13 protein-coding genes are annotated in these 16,880 nt (G+C 68.0%); 6 read left to right on the forward strand and 7 right to left on the reverse strand.

Annotated elements, in window-relative coordinates; genetic code table 11:
* Positions 1–893: 893 nt before the first annotated feature.
* From L942_RS44405 to L942_RS24145, 5 genes are all read left to right on the forward strand, one after another.
* Positions 894–1,052, forward strand: coding sequence for a hypothetical protein (locus L942_RS44405; RefSeq protein ID WP_158684518.1), 159 nt, complete (start codon positions 894–896; stop codon positions 1,050–1,052).
* A 35-nt stretch (positions 1,053–1,087) separates the two neighbouring features.
* On the forward strand, positions 1,088–1,873 hold the full coding sequence (locus L942_RS24130; RefSeq protein WP_143271439.1) for a hypothetical protein: 786 nt from the start codon (positions 1,088–1,090) through the stop codon (positions 1,871–1,873).
* Between the two features lie 133 nt (positions 1,874–2,006).
* Entirely contained in the window at positions 2,007–3,011 is a 1,005-nt protein-coding gene (locus L942_RS24135) for a DUF932 domain-containing protein (protein ID WP_037364546.1), read from the forward strand.
* 158 nt (positions 3,012–3,169) lie between these two features.
* Entirely contained in the window at positions 3,170–3,745 is a 576-nt protein-coding gene (locus tag L942_RS24140; RefSeq protein WP_158684519.1) for a hypothetical protein, read from the forward strand.
* A 94-nt stretch (positions 3,746–3,839) separates the two neighbouring features.
* A complete protein-coding gene (locus L942_RS24145) occupies positions 3,840–4,892 on the forward strand; it encodes a DUF3560 domain-containing protein (RefSeq protein ID WP_081655199.1) in 1,053 nt (350 codons plus the stop codon).
* Positions 4,893–4,901: 9 nt separating this feature from the next.
* Here L942_RS24145 and L942_RS24150 read toward each other — a convergent pair whose 3' ends face one another.
* Entirely contained in the window at positions 4,902–6,146 is a 1,245-nt protein-coding gene (locus L942_RS24150; RefSeq protein WP_143271440.1) for a hypothetical protein, read from the reverse strand.
* A gap of 368 nt (positions 6,147–6,514) precedes the next feature.
* Between L942_RS24150 and L942_RS24155 the strand changes: the two genes are divergently transcribed.
* Complete coding sequence (locus L942_RS24155) at positions 6,515–6,790, forward strand: hypothetical protein (RefSeq protein WP_037364558.1); 276 nt, start codon at positions 6,515–6,517, stop codon at positions 6,788–6,790.
* Between the two features lie 102 nt (positions 6,791–6,892).
* Here L942_RS24155 and L942_RS24160 read toward each other — a convergent pair whose 3' ends face one another.
* The 6 genes from L942_RS24160 to L942_RS24185 form a co-directional block, all read right to left on the reverse strand.
* A complete protein-coding gene (locus L942_RS24160) occupies positions 6,893–7,846 on the reverse strand; it encodes a M23 family metallopeptidase (protein ID WP_037364560.1) in 954 nt (317 codons plus the stop codon).
* Positions 7,847–7,852: 6 nt separating this feature from the next.
* The gene (locus L942_RS24165) at positions 7,853–8,887 is read right to left on the reverse strand and encodes a replication-relaxation family protein (protein WP_037364563.1); all 1,035 of its coding nucleotides are present in this window, start codon (positions 8,885–8,887) and stop codon (positions 7,853–7,855) included.
* Between the two features lie 68 nt (positions 8,888–8,955).
* A complete protein-coding gene (locus L942_RS24170; protein WP_037364566.1) occupies positions 8,956–11,457 on the reverse strand; it encodes a type IV secretory system conjugative DNA transfer family protein in 2,502 nt (833 codons plus the stop codon).
* 225 nt (positions 11,458–11,682) lie between these two features.
* A complete protein-coding gene (locus tag L942_RS24175) occupies positions 11,683–13,596 on the reverse strand; it encodes a VirB4 family type IV secretion system protein (RefSeq protein WP_037364569.1) in 1,914 nt (637 codons plus the stop codon).
* On the reverse strand, positions 13,593–14,744 hold the full coding sequence (locus tag L942_RS24180; protein WP_037364572.1) for a PrgI family protein: 1,152 nt from the start codon (positions 14,742–14,744) through the stop codon (positions 13,593–13,595). The genes L942_RS24175 and L942_RS24180 overlap by 4 nt, the downstream gene beginning before the upstream one ends.
* Positions 14,741–16,876, reverse strand: a complete 2,136-nt coding sequence (locus tag L942_RS24185) for a hypothetical protein (protein WP_037364574.1) — start codon at positions 16,874–16,876, stop codon at positions 14,741–14,743. Before L942_RS24185 ends, L942_RS24180 begins: the two co-directional genes overlap by 4 nt.
* Positions 16,877–16,880: the final 4 nt, after the last annotated feature.

A 16,880-nucleotide genomic window follows, 5' to 3' on the forward strand; every position in this document is an offset into this window, starting at 1 on the left:
GCGCGGGCGCTGGCTGCCGCTGTGCGGGTTGCGGGCGCGGGCGCTGGCTGCCGCTGTGCGGGTCCTTCTCTTCCTCTGCGTCTTCCCAGCTCAAGGGCCTGGCCGGCCCTGGGCAGGGGGTCGATGCCGAAGGTAACGGCGAGATAACGGAACCCGGCTGAAGCTTGAAAGTGTCTAGTCAGTATGTCAACCTAGACATTTAACCGAGACAGACCGGAGAGATAAGACAGAGAAGGGCGTGAGGACCGGGACACGGCGTCCCGCGAGCGATCTCCTTCCTTTTTTCCTTAAAGGTTTGGTCGTTACGAACGATAAGACCCGCATAGCGCGGGCAGCGGCTTGGGCCGCGCGGACAGCAGCGAAACCGTGCAGGGCAGTAGTGGGGAACGACGCGTAGCCAAACGCGCATTTCTAGTCTGAGATGCGTAGTAACTGCGCTTGCAGCCCCGTTATGTGAATCCCTTGCTATAGAGCGGAGTAGCGCGCATAAAAGGCATGCCTGCCAGTGGTGTGTCCCCAAGATAACTACATGGTGGTCTAGCGCCGAAAACCGTCACAACGTGTGGGCGTCCGGATTGTGTAGAGCGGTTGCCGACATTGAACGACACTCTCTCAAGCGCGTCGCGCTTTCCTGTTCATAGCACGCTATGTCTCACGGGCATGGTTCCCTGCGTTGTGCGCTAGACATAACGGCTTCCCTTTTGGGGAGGTTCAGGGAATGCGCTACCGGCCGACCGGGCGCTATCGCTTGCGGTTACGCATCGCACGGACATAGAAGATGATCCCCTTTGCGCGGATCGCACCCGACGTGTCCAGATTTCGGCCCGTACCAGTTCGCAACTGGCCTGAACCGCCAAACGACACGCAACTACAACATCATTGGAGGTTCTGTCATGACGCGTAAAGACTTCAAAGAAATTGCCGATTCCGTACGTCGGGAAGTTGTCGCCGACGACGAACGAAAAGCGCTCGCCGACGCCATGTGCACGTACTTCAAATCGGTAAACTCGCGATTCGACCGCGACCGTTTCTTTGCCGCATGCGGTCTGTGATTAACACCAATCCGCACCCGCTGGGAGTGCCAATCATGAACAACCCTGAAATTTCTTTTTCCGAAGATGCGCACTTGTTCTTCAGGCAGAATTTCCGTTACGGGACATGGGACGGTGAAGACTGCGTCCGAGATAATGACTGGTCCGGATTCGGCTTCGTGCTCGGATCGGGCGGTGATCCGCTGCCAATTCCCGGCGATTACCTCACCGGGCACCAGTGCGCCCACCTGGCGGACGTGTCCAACGGGCACGCGGCGGTGCGGCTCATGGAGGAAGCGGCACCCGGCAAAGCGGCCGAGTGGAACGGTCTTCTTGCCTACGACTACGGCGATTCCGCCGCACGTGCGGCCGCCGACCGTATCGGTGCTGCTCTCGCCGGATACCCGCTGCTCGACGACGAAGACCTGTCAGGGCGGGAATCCGAGAATGCCGCGCGCGTGCTGATCGCCTGCTACGACGTGCCCGAGGAAGGCGCGGCGGACGTCGTTTCGGCGTTGAGCGATGACGGGCAGACCTTGTGTACCGACTGCCACGGCTGGGATATCGACCACATCATGTTCGAGCTGGGATATCGGCAATGCATCGAGTGCGACAAGTGGCTCGAAAGCGCTTGTGATGAGCCACTGCATTACGACTGCGCCGAATACTACGCAGAAGACGACTGCGAATGCGTTTCGGTCATGGTCGACGGATACCGGCACGGCAATCACACCGTAACCATGTCGGACGTTCGCGAAACATTGCGTGGCTGCGAACACTGTTACCCGGTTGTCTACCCCTACGGCAAAAACGTGCGTGGCTTTCACAACATGCCGCAGTGAGCCGGGCGGAAGAATTGACGCGATCTGACTGTGGCAACTAACCGCATGGTGTTGTGGCGTTTCGGTGCCGCGCGCGTAGGCGTGCGGACGCCGTGACCGCACAACGGTTTCCCTTAACGAAAGTGGGTTTGTCATGTCCAAAGAAACCAGCGAATGGCTCAACAACAACGTTCTGATTGGATTCACCGACAAGCGCGGGCACGCATGGCACTACCGGGCATCGGCACAAGGCAGCGAGCCGAACCACTACCCCGGACCCGTTCCGGTCGCCGACGTGCAGCGGCGCTTGTTCTACTGGACCGCCGAACCGGAACCGGTGCTTGTGGCGGGCAAGTTCGGCCTTCGCCGCGTGCCCAACAAGCAAGCCATCACCGCATCGGATACCGGTGACGTCCTCGGGATCTTCGCCGACGGCTACACCGTGCACCAATACCAGGAATGGCTGTTGGACAAGGTCGGCACCATCCTGGACGACGGTCTGTCGATCGGTTCCGCGGGCCTGCTGCGCGACCGCCGACAGGCCTGGGTGAGCGTGGAAGTGCCCGAGAACATCACCACCCCGGAAGGCGTGGAGTTCCGGCCGAACCTGGTCGCCTGCACCAGCCACGACGGCAGCCTTGCCACCACCTACAAGCGCACCGTGACCAACGTGGTGTGCGACAACACGATGTCGGCCGGGCTGCGCGAGTACGGCCAGCAGTTCAAGGTCAAGCACTCCAAGAACGGCAAGTTCCGCATCGTGGAGGCCCGTGATGCGCTCGTCATGGTCCACACGGTGGCCGAGGAATTCGCCGCCGAGGTCAAGGCCCTGTGCGAAACGACCGTGACCGACCAGGCATGGCGCGCCTTCCTGGACGCACACACTCCGGTGCCCGAGGAGAAGGGACGTGCCCGCACTACCGCGACGAACGAACGGGCCGCGCTCAACCGGTTGTGGAACACCGACAACCGGGTCAGCCCGTGGCGCGGTACCGCGTGGGGAGTGGTGCAGGCCATCAACACCTACACCCACCACGAAGCGATCGTGCGCAACGCCTCCCGCGCCGAACGCAACATGTCCCGCGCGGTGGACGGAAAAGCCGACGCGCTCGACCAGGACACCGTGACGACGCTCGGCAAGGTGCTGGCCTCGGTCTGAAAAGGACTGTCGCCGCTTCGGTGCCCGCGCGGCCGATCGCCGCGCGGGTGCCGTGGCCGCGAGATGGCCATAGCCGACGCCCGAACCAGTTGTAGGGCACACCAACCGCGACACAGAAAGGAAAACAACCCATGGAGATACAGGCATTCGCGGCAGCGATGGCGGAAGCGCTCGACGGGACATGGACGGTCGGACCGGGCCACCACGGTCACCGTGACCGATGCCTCATCGGCCCAGACGGTGAACAGCTTCACGTGTGCTATTCCGACTGGGAGAAGACACCACGGCTCAGGCTGTCCGTCGGCCTCCCGGCCGACCTGGCGACTATCCGGCATCGCCATGGCAACCCGGTGCCGTCACACGAAATCACGGTGTCCCCGGCAAAGACACCCGAAACGGTCGCCGCTGAGACTGCCCGGCGACTGCTGCCCGGCTACCGGGCCACCCTCGCGGAAACCCGCGAGCTGAAACAACGAGTCGATGACCAGGCCGCTGCTCGCGACCGGCTCGCGCACGCCATCGCGGACCCGTTCGGCGCGACCGTCCACGCGCCCGGCCCCAGCCCGCTCGGCCACGACCCGCAGGAAGCGATCGTGCGCTACCAGGGTCCTCTGGTCGGCACCGCCACGGTGCCCCGCAACGGCGGACACGTGGCCTTCGCCTTCTCGGTCGCTCCGAGCGAGGCCGCCCGTGTCGCCGCGTTCTTGGCGACATTCCCGCGAACGACGGATTGAGACCCGCGACCACTGATGACCCGCCCGGCTGTAGGTGGACTGAACAAGACAGCCCCGCACCACCTATGAACTGAAACGAAGGAGGCACATCGCCATGTCCCTAGGAACTCTGACAATGCACCACGACTACGAGTCCGGCACCACCGTCGAGGGAACCACTCGTAACAGTCCTGCGCACTTGGCGCTGAAGGCCCATCCGTCATGGACCTGGTCCCGTTACGCCGCGGCGTGGCTGTTGCGATCCTCTCGGCATCGCCAGTCCAAGCCGTACGCCCTCGCCGAGATCGAGCGCGTGCTCACCGATGCGGGCTACACGGTCGAGCGCGACGTCGACGACACGATGCCCAGCGTCGAACAGCGAGAGGCCGATCTCGCCGACCGGATGGACGACCGGGCCGACCGGCTCACCGAGCGCTCAGGGAAACACCAGGCCCAGGCCGACGCCACGCGGGCGAAAGCCGACTACGTTTTCCACAACATCCCGATGGGCCAGCCGCTGCTGGTCGACCACTACAGCTACCGGGCCGACCTCAACCGTCGCGAGCGCGCGTGGAACAACCTCGGCAAATCCATCAACCAGGGCGAGTACGCCGACGAGCTGGCGCGCCGCGCCGACACCGCGTCGCACCACATGGGCGCCCGCCACAACCCGGTCACCGTGGCCAACCGGATCGAGACGCAGGAAGCCGACCGCCGGCGTCTTCAGCGCGAACTTGACGGCGAACCGGGCTGGGTGACCGAGACCGACGAGCACGGCCAACCGCGGGACCGCTGGGTAACCAGGCGTCCCGGCGAGGAGCGCGCAGCCTACCTGCGGCGCGAAATCACCACCCTCACCGAGCAGATCGACTACTGGAAGGGCATCTACGCCCAGCTCCAGGCTGAGGGCAAGGCGTCCACGCTGGGGCCGGACACCGTGAGCAAGGGCGACTGGGTGCTCTACAACAACATGTGGATGCGGGTACGCCGGGTCAACAAGAAGTCGGTGACTGTGCCGAACCCGGTCTTCCCGCCGCCGCAGCCCGGAGAGAAAGAGGCCACCTGGACCGTCGCCTGGCACAAGCTGCGCGGACACCGCACCACGGAGGAGATGCCGCCGGAGGTCGTCGAAGCATACGAGGTGCCAGGCGTCGACCGGAGCAACTGATGCACCTGCTTAGCTACTGCTCTCTGCTGGGCTTTGTCGATCGGCTGGCCCGGGGCGCTCCTTGCCGTGTTGGTGGAAGTGCACGGTACCGATCGTGTTGGCCTGGACTATGTTCCTGGCGGTCGTCCCGTCCTTGGCGGCAGTGACAAGCGCCGCGCCGAGGCGTAGTTCCCGGCCGAGGTCGTCGATCCGTGCTTTCAGTCGGCCGATCGTGCGCTGGTGCGCGTCTTGCTCGCCGACCGCCTGCGCCATCCGTACCGCAACGTCGTGCGTGCCCGGGTAGCCAGCCTCAAATTTGGCGATGGCCCGCCGCAATCGACGCGGCATCTTCCCATGCATACGAGCCTCACTGAGCCTGCGGGCCAGAGTCCGCGCCGATGCTCGCTTCTCGGGGGTCAACTCCTGGCCGCTGGCCAGGTCAGCGGCCACCTGCCGGCACAGCTCGGCCTCTTCGTCGGCCAGGCTCCCGGTGAGCTTGAGCAAGTCTTGTGCCAACCGTGCCAGCTGCGCGTGCCACTCGAAGTTCACGCTCCTTGCCTTCCAGCGCAGGTCGCCAACACGGCGATGGTGTTCTGCCCGGACCACCTTCGCCTCGGCGAGTTCCGCCTCAGCCATGTCGAGCTCGTTCAGCACCGGCTCCAGCTCAATCCTGATTCGCTTTAGAAAACCATACAGGCTGGTCATGTCATCCAGTGCCACAATGAAGACACGGCGTTCAAACATGGAGACGAACACCGTGCAAGGCAGCAATGCTTCAGAAACACCGAAAAATGTGCGCATTTCGCTGACCGCGACCGTCAATGCCTTCCGGTACGACTGCAACTTTCCTGGCAGCACCGGGGCGACCACCATGTCGGGTCGTGCGTCGATGTCCGTGCACGATCGAGCGTTCAATGCCGGCTCGGTAAGCCTCTTTGTATCGCCCAAGCACTGCACGCCGCACAGGTCGACGGCCTGCTCGCGGCCCGCCCGCCACGGGTCCTGATGCTCAAGAGTGATGCTTCCCGGCGCAGGGGTGATGATTGCCAGACAGCGACGCGTCACGTCGTGCATGTCAGTCCACTCCGCGAAGAACCGCTCGTGCAGCTTCGGATTGTCGGCCGTGCGCGCCAGGAGAAAGACCAGGCCCGGATAACCGCCATCGCTCATGGTGCGGAACCGGCGGCCGAGAAAACCTCGAACCGAAATCTGTCGCGGCCCTGATAAGAAACCCATTGCGCCCTCACGGTCGAGCCAGATGGTCTGGGTACCCACCCATAGTGGCACGCGGAATCGCCCACTCGGCCAGCAGGCGAGCCGCTGACAGCCAGGGCGACCGGCTCGCAAAGCCGTGATCGATCGATGCGGTGGGTCCGGCGGGACCCACGGATTGCTGCGTACCGGGATGGCTACCGCCGTGACCTGTGTCGACGAGGTGGCCGCCACCCGCGGACTCCGATGACGCGCCGGAACTCCGTTGAAGCAGGCTCAGCAGGTGGTTCGCGACCGGGGCCCTCGGGTCACTACACCCCCCCGCTGACCGCGGCTGTCTCGGTAAGGTGTCTAGGGAAACAGGGCGGCAAACAGATAGTTGGTCACGCTCAGAGGCCGGCCGACCCTGGCAACGCGAGAGAGGGCCGCAGATGGACAAGGACGAGCACATCGCGCAGCTGCGCGCCCGCCGACAGCGCATCGAAGCGATCGAAACCGCCTTGGAGAGCATCCGCGACGTGGAAAGCTCTCTGCAGGAGATGCGGGAGATCCTGCTCCAGCAGCGGAAGGTCGAACGGACGGAGCGGCTCGCCGATATCCGTGAAGCGGACAAGGCCGGTGTGCCGAAGACCAAAATCTCCAAGGAGGTCGGCCTCAGCCGCGCGAACCTTTACAACCACCTCAAGGGTGCTCCGGCGGACGAGTAGCCGGATTCACGCGTCTGGGCGGTTGTCGGAGCCAGCGTCATGCGCCGGAGCGCTCTGGGAACGTCACGGAGGCTCGTCCCGGGCACCCGCGACGGTGCGCTGCTATCGGCAGAGCTGGCCTCCTCGCTGCCGGTAGAACTCTACTGGGTCGACGGCCTGCCCGTTGACCTCGATTTGCAGGTGCAGGTGCGCTCCGGTGGAAGCTCCCCGATTTCCGACCGCGGCGATGGGCTGGCCGGCGTGAACGGATTGGCCTTCGCGGACCAGGTTGTGGTCGTTGTGGCCGTAGATCGTCACGATCCCGTCCCCGTGCTGGATGCGGATCCAGAGGCCGTAGCCGGACGCCGGGCCTGAGCTGATCACGGTGCCGGAGTTGGCTGCCAGGATCGGAGTGCCGATGGGCGCGGCGATGTCGAGTCCTTTGTGGAATTCGCTGCCGCGGTACCCGAATCTGGAGGTGCAAGTGCCGCTCGTCGGGGTCGTCCAGCCGCCGGTGTTCGCACTGGTCGTACAGGTGGCACCTTGGACGGCCCCGACGATCTGGCGCGCTGCTGGCTCGAATTTCGCGTAGCGGCCGGGAAATCCTGATCGCTGCACGGTCTGGGCGGCAACGGTGACCGGCATGTTCTGCCAGTTCGGCAGCGCCAGCAGATGCCGGTAGAACTGCTCGCTGCTGTAGGCGGGGTCCATGATCTGCGCGACCGTTCCCCAGCCTTGCGACGGCCTCTGCTGGAACAAGCCGACGCTGTCGCGATCGCCGTAGTTCAGGTTCTTCAGCCGTGACTCGGTGAGCGCCGTGGCGACCGCGATGACCCAGCCCGGCTCGGGCACGTTCATCCGTTTGCCGACCGTGACGATCGTCGCCGCGTTGCTCATCTCCTGCGGTCCGTACCCCGCTGCCGAGGTCGTGCTCGCCCCGACGGGGGCGCAGTTCAGGTCTCCGGCGGAACTGCTGGAACTGCCGAATACGGCTTGAACCACAGCGATGGCGCCGCCGCCGATGAAGAGCATGATCACGACGACGAACCCGGCGCCGGCGGCGGCCATCTTGCCCATGACGCGTCACCTCCACGGATGCGCGGGGTCGGGCGGGGGCATCGGGGAGGGCGGGGCCACCTCCGCACGCGTGGCGACGGGCGTCGCGGCCGCCGGACGCTGCCCGCCGCCGGGAGCCGAGGCGCGCAGGCCCGGCCAGAGGGCGGGCAGGCCCGCCAGCGCCACTCGACCGGCGGTGCCGGACTCGTCGAGCCGTCGCCAGCGCGGCGCGGCCATGTCGAGCGGGTCAGCCGCGGCCTCGCCGCTGCTGGTCGCCACGGGTACGCGTGCAGGCCGGTCGAGACCCCGCAGCGCCTCGGCCATCGCGCTGCGTGCATTGACTTCGCGCCTGGCGCTGGGCAGCCACACCAGCACGGGTGTGGTGATGCCCGTGACCTCGGCCAGTCGCTCGTAGCGGGCGAGCTTGCCTGCCAGGCGGGACAGTTGCTCGGTGCCGAAGTCGAACTCGATGAACCACTCGACCTCCCTGCCGGCCTCGCGCCAGCGGCCGTAGCCGTCCGGGGTGACGATGTCGCCCCAGTGCCGGCCGCACCGGGCGGCCGACCACCACGCCGCGAGCACACCAGCGGTGCCGGGTTGACGGGCTCGGCGGATCAGGGTGGTGAACAGCCCGTTGCAGCCCACGGTGTGCGCCAGCTGTAGCGAGAACGCGCGTCCGATCTCGCGTTCACGGCTGTAGCCCAGTTCCTTGGGGTCGATGCCGTCCTCGCGGGCCAGCGCGACCGCTCCGGCGGTGTCGAGGACGTAGTGCATCGGGTGCGAGCCGCGGTCGCGGTGGGGCTGGAACCGGTGCAGCACGCCCCATTGATAGAGGTTGCGCAGGCGCAGGTTCGCGCTGCGGCGACCGGTGAAGGCGACGTCGATGATCTGGGTGCTGGTGAGGACGTGGTGTTCGAACAGCATTCGGCACAGCCACCGGTCCCGGTCGGTGAGATGCCGGGCCAGCCACGCGTGATGCTCGGCCGTGTTGAGCACCCGCGCCGCAGTTCGTTCGGGCCGATGTGCCCGCAATTGTCGCTGCGGGGTGGGATTGCTGACCATCGTGAGTGCACCTCCAGACGTGCGGGACGCGGGAACGCCCTGCGGGCAAACGGAAATAGCTGAGCGGGTCAGGCCGCGCGGCGCGGGTCGAACGCCACCGGCTGGGCGTTTTCGGCCGGATCGGGCGTGTTTCGAGGCTTGGTGTTCACGAGCGCGAGCCGCCGGATTTCTTTGGCCCGGCCGGGAATCGCGGGCGGGAGCTTCTGGGTGACTGCGGTGAACGGGGGAGCTTCCTCGCTGTCGAGCACCAGTCGCGCGGCGATGTGGAACCGGCCGAGGTTGGCGAGGTCGTGTTCGGAGAGCCGGGGCGCGGTGTGCCGGGACAGGTCCCGGGCGTCTTCGGGCGACGCCGAGAAAATGATCTTCGAGCGGGCGTTGGTGCTGATGCCTTCCTCCAGTTCGCGCGGTAGCTGCCGCAGGTACTGATGCGCGAGCGTCATCGACATCCGGTAGCCCCGGGCTTCGGCGAGCATGTCTTCCATCGGGTACGCCAGATTGAGGAAGTTGTGGCATTCGTCGATGTAGAGCGAGGCATCGTGGCGTTCGCGCTGCGGTATCCGGGCTCGCCGGGTGGCGGCCTGCCAGGTGCGGGCCACGACGATCGAGCCGATCAGGCGAGCGGTGTCCATCCCGAGCGCGTCCTTGCCCAGGCGCACCAGGCAGATTCCGCCGTCGAGCACCGCGTCCATGTCCACTGTGGACTCGCCGCCGGCGAGGGATGCCCGCACGAACGGGCGCAGCAGCAGGCCTCGGAGCTTGTTCATCAGCGGCGCGGCGACCTGTGCCCGGCTGGCGTCGGACAGATCGTCGTACCAGTGCCAGAACCCGGTCAGGACATCGTCGGAGATCTGCTCGAGCGCGCGCTGCCGGAAAGCGGGCACCGTCAACAGTTTCGGCAGATCGGTCAGCGTGGGTGTGCCGGGCAGCTCGCGCAGGGTCAGCAGCCCCGAGCGCAGGATGTCCTCGGTCCGCGGCCCCCAGCTGGAGGCGTAGACGTGGGAGAAGATCGACACCAGGTTGTCCACGGTGCGGGCGGTGTCGTCGCCTTCGAGCGGGTTGAGCACCGGCGGGCGGGCGCGGCTGTCGGCGTCGAAGAGCACGACCTTCTCCCCGAGCCGCGAGGGCAGCCGCATCAGGGTGTCCGCGACCAGGTCTCCCTTGGGATCGATCACGACCAGTCCGCGGCCGGCGTCGGCGTCGTCGAGGATCATCCGCGCCATCAGCTCGGACTTGCCCGACCCTGTCGCGCCCAGAATGTGCAGGTGATGGCGCGCGTCGGCGACGCGCAGCCCCACCGGCCGGGAGTGGCCGGAGTCGGTGATCCCGATCGGTTTCACTCCCGGGCCCTCGGTGGCAATTCCCGGTGGTGGCGGCACCGCCTTCGCTCCGGCGCGCTGCAAACCGGGTACGGCCTCGTCGGTCGGGACGTGCGCGAGCGCGGCCAGTTCGGCGATCGAGAGCAGATCACCGGAGGTGAGGCGTCGTTCGGCCACGGCCCGGACGGCGTTGGTGAGCCGGACGCGACGGTAGTAGTTGTGTTCGCTGTAAGCCGCGAACGCGCTGGCGATGGCATGCCCGCGTCCGCGCAGGTGCGCCCGCACCGGAACCCGTTGCGCGCCGGTCGCGTGCTCGTCGACCAGGGTGGCCACGGCGTACCGGATGCGGGTCTCGTACTGGGAGCTGCGCTGCTTGGCCACGATGACCCGGTCCTGCGCCGAGGTTTCCAGCGAGGTCTGGTGATCGACGACCGGCCGCTTCGCGGTCGTGGCGGGCTTGCGCGATCCGGTGTGCGGGGTGATCAGGTCCAGGAGGCGACCGGCCAGCCGGGCCGAGCTGCCCGTGCGGACCCGGCGGGCAGCTCGGCGGGCTGTGCGGACACGAGCGCCGGTGACCGGGCGCGCGAGGATCTGCACCACGGCCCGTTCGTGGGTGGCCATGCCTGCCGGTGCGCCCAGCAAGGCCCGGACGGGGTCGGTGGGGAAGTCCGACCGGATGGGCAGTGCCTCGCTGCGGGCCAGGCGCAGTTCGCCGCCCGCGGCCTCGACCGCTTTTCCCGGCGGGTTGGACAAGGGGATCGGCGGCTTGGCCGGTGTGGTCCGGGTGTGCGCGCCGGGCCAGGCAGCCTCGATGGCGCGTTCGGCCATGCCAGGCGGTACCACGCCCGGCAGCCACAGCCGCAGGGCGACCCCGGTCTGGGAGAACACGTACTCCCACACGATGTGCGGCTGGCCGTGCATCCGCCGTTTCCAGCCGGACCGCAACAGCCCGACCAGGTTGGAGTACAAGGCCGCCGCGCCGTCCGGATCGACCGTGGGCGGAGCGAGCACGGTGACCACCCGGGCGTCGGCCACCATCCGGTCATGGCACCGGCGCGCCCACCACCGTCGCCCGACCACAATGGCGGCCACCGCCAGCGCCACGGCCGGCCCGACGAGCGGCCCCCAGGACAGCGCGAATTCCCGCAGTGCCGCGACGAGAGCGCGCACTGCAGCACCGGGATCGCGCAGGTAGTCCTGCAACGGCGACGCAAGCGTCCTCGCCGAAGCGACAACGGATTGAGCGGATGACATCAGAAAGCCCCTCTTTCGCAAGGAAAAGTCGCAAAGGTGCGGATTCAGGCCGCGTGTCGTCCGGCGTTCGTTTGGCCTTCGTGCGTCGGGGTAGGCGCGGACGGGTTGCAGGGGCACGAGTCGCAGATGACGGCACCGCTTGCGTGCCGTTCGGCGTCGAAATCGGCCTGCCACTGCGACAGCCGCCCCGCCATGCCCTTGAGCGACCCGCAACGGCAGTGCGGATCAGGCAGCGCTGTCGAGGTCGACGTGGCCGTCAGCGTCCGCATCGAGAGCCAGTTCGGTGTCGTCGACGCCGAGATCGACGAACGCGCCGCCGTCGTCCGTGCTAGATTCGTGGTCCGCGTACTGCGCCAACTCGGCCGGGTCTGTTGTGATGAGCGCGTTTTCCTGCGGCGAAGCCAGCGACTGGAACGCGACTCTCTGCGTCCCGGTCGAGAGCAGACCTTGTCCCTTGTCCGCGGAAATCAGGAACTGCTTCTCACCCTCGGACAGGTTAAAGGTCTCCACGATCTCCTCGATCGCCTGCGGCGCTTGACGCAGGAGGATCTGGGTCGCCGCGTTAGCGATGATCGCCTTGCCCAGGTCTGTCCCGAGGACATCGCCGACATCCTGAGTCGCGATCGTCAAGCCCGCCCAGTGTTTCCGGGCTGCTTTGGCCATCCGGTGCAGAAACCGCGCCCCGGCCGGGTCTTGCATGAGCAGCCACGCTTCGTCGACGGTGATCAGCCTCGGCCGCCGGATGGCCGGGTTGGACACCCGCCGCCACACCGTGTCCAGCGTGAGCAGCGTCCCGATCGGCCGGAGTTCGTCGGGCAGGTCACGCAAGCTGAACACGGTCAGGTGGCCCTCTGGCCGCGTGGTGGTCGGCCCGGAGAACATCGTAGAGAACGCGCCCTCGACGAACGGGTGCAACCTGGAGCCGAGATCCGCGGCGATCGGATCGCCGATGGCAGTGAGGACCGCGGCGAGATCCACCAGCAGCGGCGCCTGCCTGCCCCAGGTCCGCGGGTCGCTGGTGATCCCGGCTTGCTGGTAGGTGGCCATGATCGCCCGGTCGAGCACGGCGCGTTGCTGCGCGGACAATTCGGTGCCGAGCAGCACTCCGATGACGGTGTGCAGGAACAGCGCCCGGCGCGTCAGAGCGTCCTTGGGGGCGGTGCGGCGACCGTCCGGCCTGATGGCGATCGGAAGGTCGAACGGGTTGATGCGGACGTCGGCGTCGCCGAGGTGGATGTAGGTGCCGCCGATGGCCTCGCCGAGTCGTCGGTACTCGTCCTCCGGGTCGATGATCGCGACCTCGACGCCGCGGTAGAGGCTGCGCAGGGTTTCCAGCTTCACCAGGTAGGACTTGCCCGCGCCGGAGCGCCCGAGCACTACGGCGTTGTAGTTGTCCGCGGAAAAACGGTCCCAGTGCACCAAACCCTGCGATCCGACGTTGAACCCGTACAGCACACCGGCCGGTGCAGCGACACTGGTCGGGTCAGCGGGCGGCAGATCGGGGCTGGTGAAGGGAAACGCGGCGGCCAGCGCACTGGTGTCGAAGGTGCGGCGCATGCCGATGAGATCGAGCGCGAGCGGCAGGGTGGACACCCAGCCCTGCAGCGACCGGTAGGTGGTCGGCTGCGCGTTCATCAACAGGGACGCGGCGAGCGCTCGCACTGCGGCGACCTGCTCGCCGAGATCGTCCTCGCTGGTGGCGTGCACGGTCAGATACAGCCCGAGCCGATACAGCTTGCCTTCGCCGCGGGCGACCCGGGCCGAGAGGTCGTAGGCGTCCTCGGTGGCGGCCTCGACCATCGGGTCCAGCAACCGCCCCTTCTCGCTGGTGTGTCGCCGCCCCGATTCCAACTTGGACAGCTGGCGCTTGAGCCGGTGGGCGGCGGTGACCGGGTCGATCGGCTCGATGTGCAGCGACACGTCGACGCGGCCGGGGTAGGACAGCAGCGGTTGCAGCCATCCGGCGTGTACTTCGCGCGGGTAGCCGGTGACTGCGAAACTGGCGACCCATTCGCCGCCGATCTCCAGGTGCCGGGGTGCGACTGACAGCGAATCCGGCGTGAACGCACTGGCCCTGCCCAACGGTGCATTCGCGTGCTGCGTCCCGCGGCCTCGGGCACGGCCGAACTTCCTGCTCATAGGTCCCCGCCCTCCCATTCGTCCAGGACCGTCGGCTCCGGTGCGCTGTCGCGCCCGCCCCGGCTGGTCGTGCTTCGGTGATGGACTGGTGGCTGGTCGTCGGGGTCCGGGGCGGCGGTGGTGATGACTTCGTCTGCGCCGGCCAGGCCTGCCGAGGGCGGGATCAGGCTGTCTGGGTTGCACGCGGTGGCCAGCACGGCGGTGGCCTGCCCGGCCTCCAGGGGCGTGATCGTGATCCCGGCTGGGGAGAGCAGTTCGGTGGCTTCGCCCAGCCTCCGCACGAGCCGGGTTTCCGCCGAGTGCCGCGCGGTCTCGGTGACCTCGCCGTCCCGGCTGCGGGCGCGTCGTGCCCGCAGTGCGGCGAGCGGGGACGCGCCGCCGAGCCCGTCGGTCGGCCCCGTAGCGCGGACCGGCTCGCGCAGCACCAGCAGTACCTGGCGGCGCAGCAGATCGGTGGAGCGGCGCAACTGGTCGAGGTAGGTCGCGTGCTCGGCCGCGGCGGCTTCGAGCATCGGATGCGGCAATCCGGGGGCGGCCTCGCGCAGGTCGCTGATCTGCTGGCTCAGGTCCAGCCGTTCGGCCCGGATGAGCATTTGCACCGGCGCGGAGATCGAGTGCAGATACCGGCCGAAGCTGGCGACCAGGGCCTCTTGCTCGCCGGGTGTGCGGAGGGCGAAGTTGACGGTGCTGGCCACTGCGACCATCGCGACCCCGTCGGGGCCGAGGTCGACGACCCCGGCCTCGGTGACTCCTTCCGCGGGCAGCCGCAGCGCCGCCGGAGACACCTCCGACCTGCCCGCCACATCGGTCGCGGTGATGGTGCTGGTCAGCCACTCGGGTGCGGGCCGGACCCCTTCGGGGGCGGCGACGCGGCGGCGGGGTTGCAGCCGCTGGCGGAGGGCGGCGAGCATGAGCCGGTCGAGGCTCATGCCGTCGCGCTGACCCAGCGCCAGGACCGCGGCCGTGACACCGAGAGGAACAGCGGCGATCAGGAAGATCGGCAGCGGCACCACACCGCGGGTCAGCGTCCAGGCACCGTAGAGCACGATCCCGGTCACGGCGAGGATCGCCAGCTGCCGGGCGGTGAGGTTGGCCAGGACGCGATCCTCGCGATCGACATCGGAGGGGATGCGCACGGGCTGGGTCATGACTTCTCACCTCCACGGGGCGGGGCTTTCGGCGGAGCTGGTGGCGTGGTCGGCGCCCGGAACGTCACCGGCGGCACGGACGGCGTGCGCGGGCGGGCGTCGCCGAGGCGCGGCTGCGGGTGCGCGGTCCGGAACACCGGCGCGGCGGGCGGCGCAGTCGCGGGCGTGGCCGGACGGGACACGTGGGGCGGTTCCGGCGTCGGCGGCTGGAACCGCAAGTACGGAGGAACCGCGGCCGTCGCGACCGGCCGAGCCGGAGTCGCGGCACCACCGGCTCGGCGCGGTGCACCAGGAGCTTGGAACCGGGGCGCCGTCGGAGCCCGCCTGCGGCGCCGCCCGGCGAGCGGCGGGGCTGGGATGCCGGGCTTGGGTGCGGAACTGAATTCGGGCATGACGGGTCCTTGACTGGCCGAGGTGACGGCCGGGTCGTGGATGGTCTCCTGCGGACCGGGCTGCAGAAACTCCGGTCGCTGCGAGGGCGGGCGCGGCTGCTGGGCAGCACGGGCGCGCTCGGCGTCGTAGGCCGCCTGCATCCGCTTGTTGACCGCCTCCGGTGTCCGCGGGCTCCGCGGCTGAGCGGGCCACGGCGGATCGGCAGCAGCACCGCCCCGGCCACCGCCGCCCCTGTGTCCCTTGCCGCTACCGGCGGCCGTGCTGGCCTTGCCGAAGCGGCCGGACTTCCCGGCGACCATCCCGAATGTTTTCGCTGCGATGTAGGTCTTGACGAGACTTCCGAGGAGAGAGCGGCCGTTGCCGATCCTGGCGGCCGAGAGGAACCAGAACGGAATCTTGAAGAGGACGTAGAACAAGGCGATCGCGGCGATGAGCATGCCGAGCGCGGACAGCGTCGAGCCGAACAGATGCACCCCGCCGGTCAGGAAGGTCCGCACGGCGCCGATCAGCACGAGCGACTGCGCGACCTGGATCGCCAGCGTCGCCCCGGTCGCCTTCCACCACCACCAGGCGATGCCGTCGGTGTGGGGCAAGCCGTGACACATCAGAAACAGCGGCCCGGTGGCGATCAGGATCAGCGTGATGACGACACGCACTGCGTAGACAGCCAGCAGGGCGATCCCGACGACCACCAGCACCAGCGCCAGCAGAATCATGAAGAACCCGCCGGAGACCGCGCCATCGACCGCGTCCTTGAGCGTGGAGCCCAGCGAGGGCGGGTCCACCCCGTCGCCAAGGACTGCGGCGGACAGCGCGTTCGCCAGCCGGATGAGCTTCTCGGCGAAGAACAGCGACAGCGCGGAGGCGAGGAACCCGATCGGGATCCGCGGGCCGATCTCTTTGATCGAGTACCGGCTCTGCACCGTCTCGTGGGACATCACCACGATCCCGGCGACCAGGATCAGCATCCCGTAGCAGGCCAGCACGATCTGCCACGAGTTGTCCCACAGTTCGCCGATACCGGGAAGCTGATCCAGCGTCGGCGTGGTCAGCACGGTGTGGCCGAGCAAGTCCAGGATCGGCGACAGCGCGGCGGTGACCAGATCCTTGAACACGCCGTTGATCGCCTTGGCGATGCAGCCGGTGATGTTGGTCAGCCCGCAGTCCGGATCGCCGTTTCCCGTACTGGGACCGCCCGGCCGCGGGCTCGTGCTCGGCGGCGGAGTGGGCTGCGGAATGCAGTCCTCGCCCGTGCACGGCGGGTTCGCAGTCGTGCTCGGCGCGGCGGTCGGGCTGCCGGGTGTGCAGCCGATCTGGCCGGGGAAGCAGCTCGTCGGCGGCGGCAGTTCGGTGATCGGAGGCAGTGGCGTCGCCGGGACCGACGGGCGCGGCGAGCCGGTCGGAAAGCGGCACGCCGGGTCCGGCGAGTTCGGGGCACACGTGTCGCTGGGGTTGGGCGGCAGCGGCAACGGCGGCGGTTGCTGCGCCGCGGGCTGCGTGCTCGGCTGCCGGGGTGCGCCGGGCGCGGCCCACGCACTGACAGCCAGCGCACCGCCGAGCAGCATGGTCAGGCCCAGCGCCAGCAGCCAGACCCGCCGCCGGGAACCACGTCCGGTGCGCTGCGGGGTCGGCGGGGCGAGCAGGACCCGCTCCCGGCGCACCGGGTCCAACGGGCGCGAGCCGGTGCCGGGCTCGCCGCGATCGGGCTCGGGCACGCGGGAGCGTCGGGTCGCGGTCATAGCC

Origin of the sequence: Amycolatopsis orientalis DSM 43388, from assembly GCF_000411975.1 — a bacterium.
In the GTDB taxonomy this organism is placed as follows: Bacteria; Actinomycetota; Actinomycetes; order Mycobacteriales; family Pseudonocardiaceae; genus Amycolatopsis; species Amycolatopsis orientalis_D.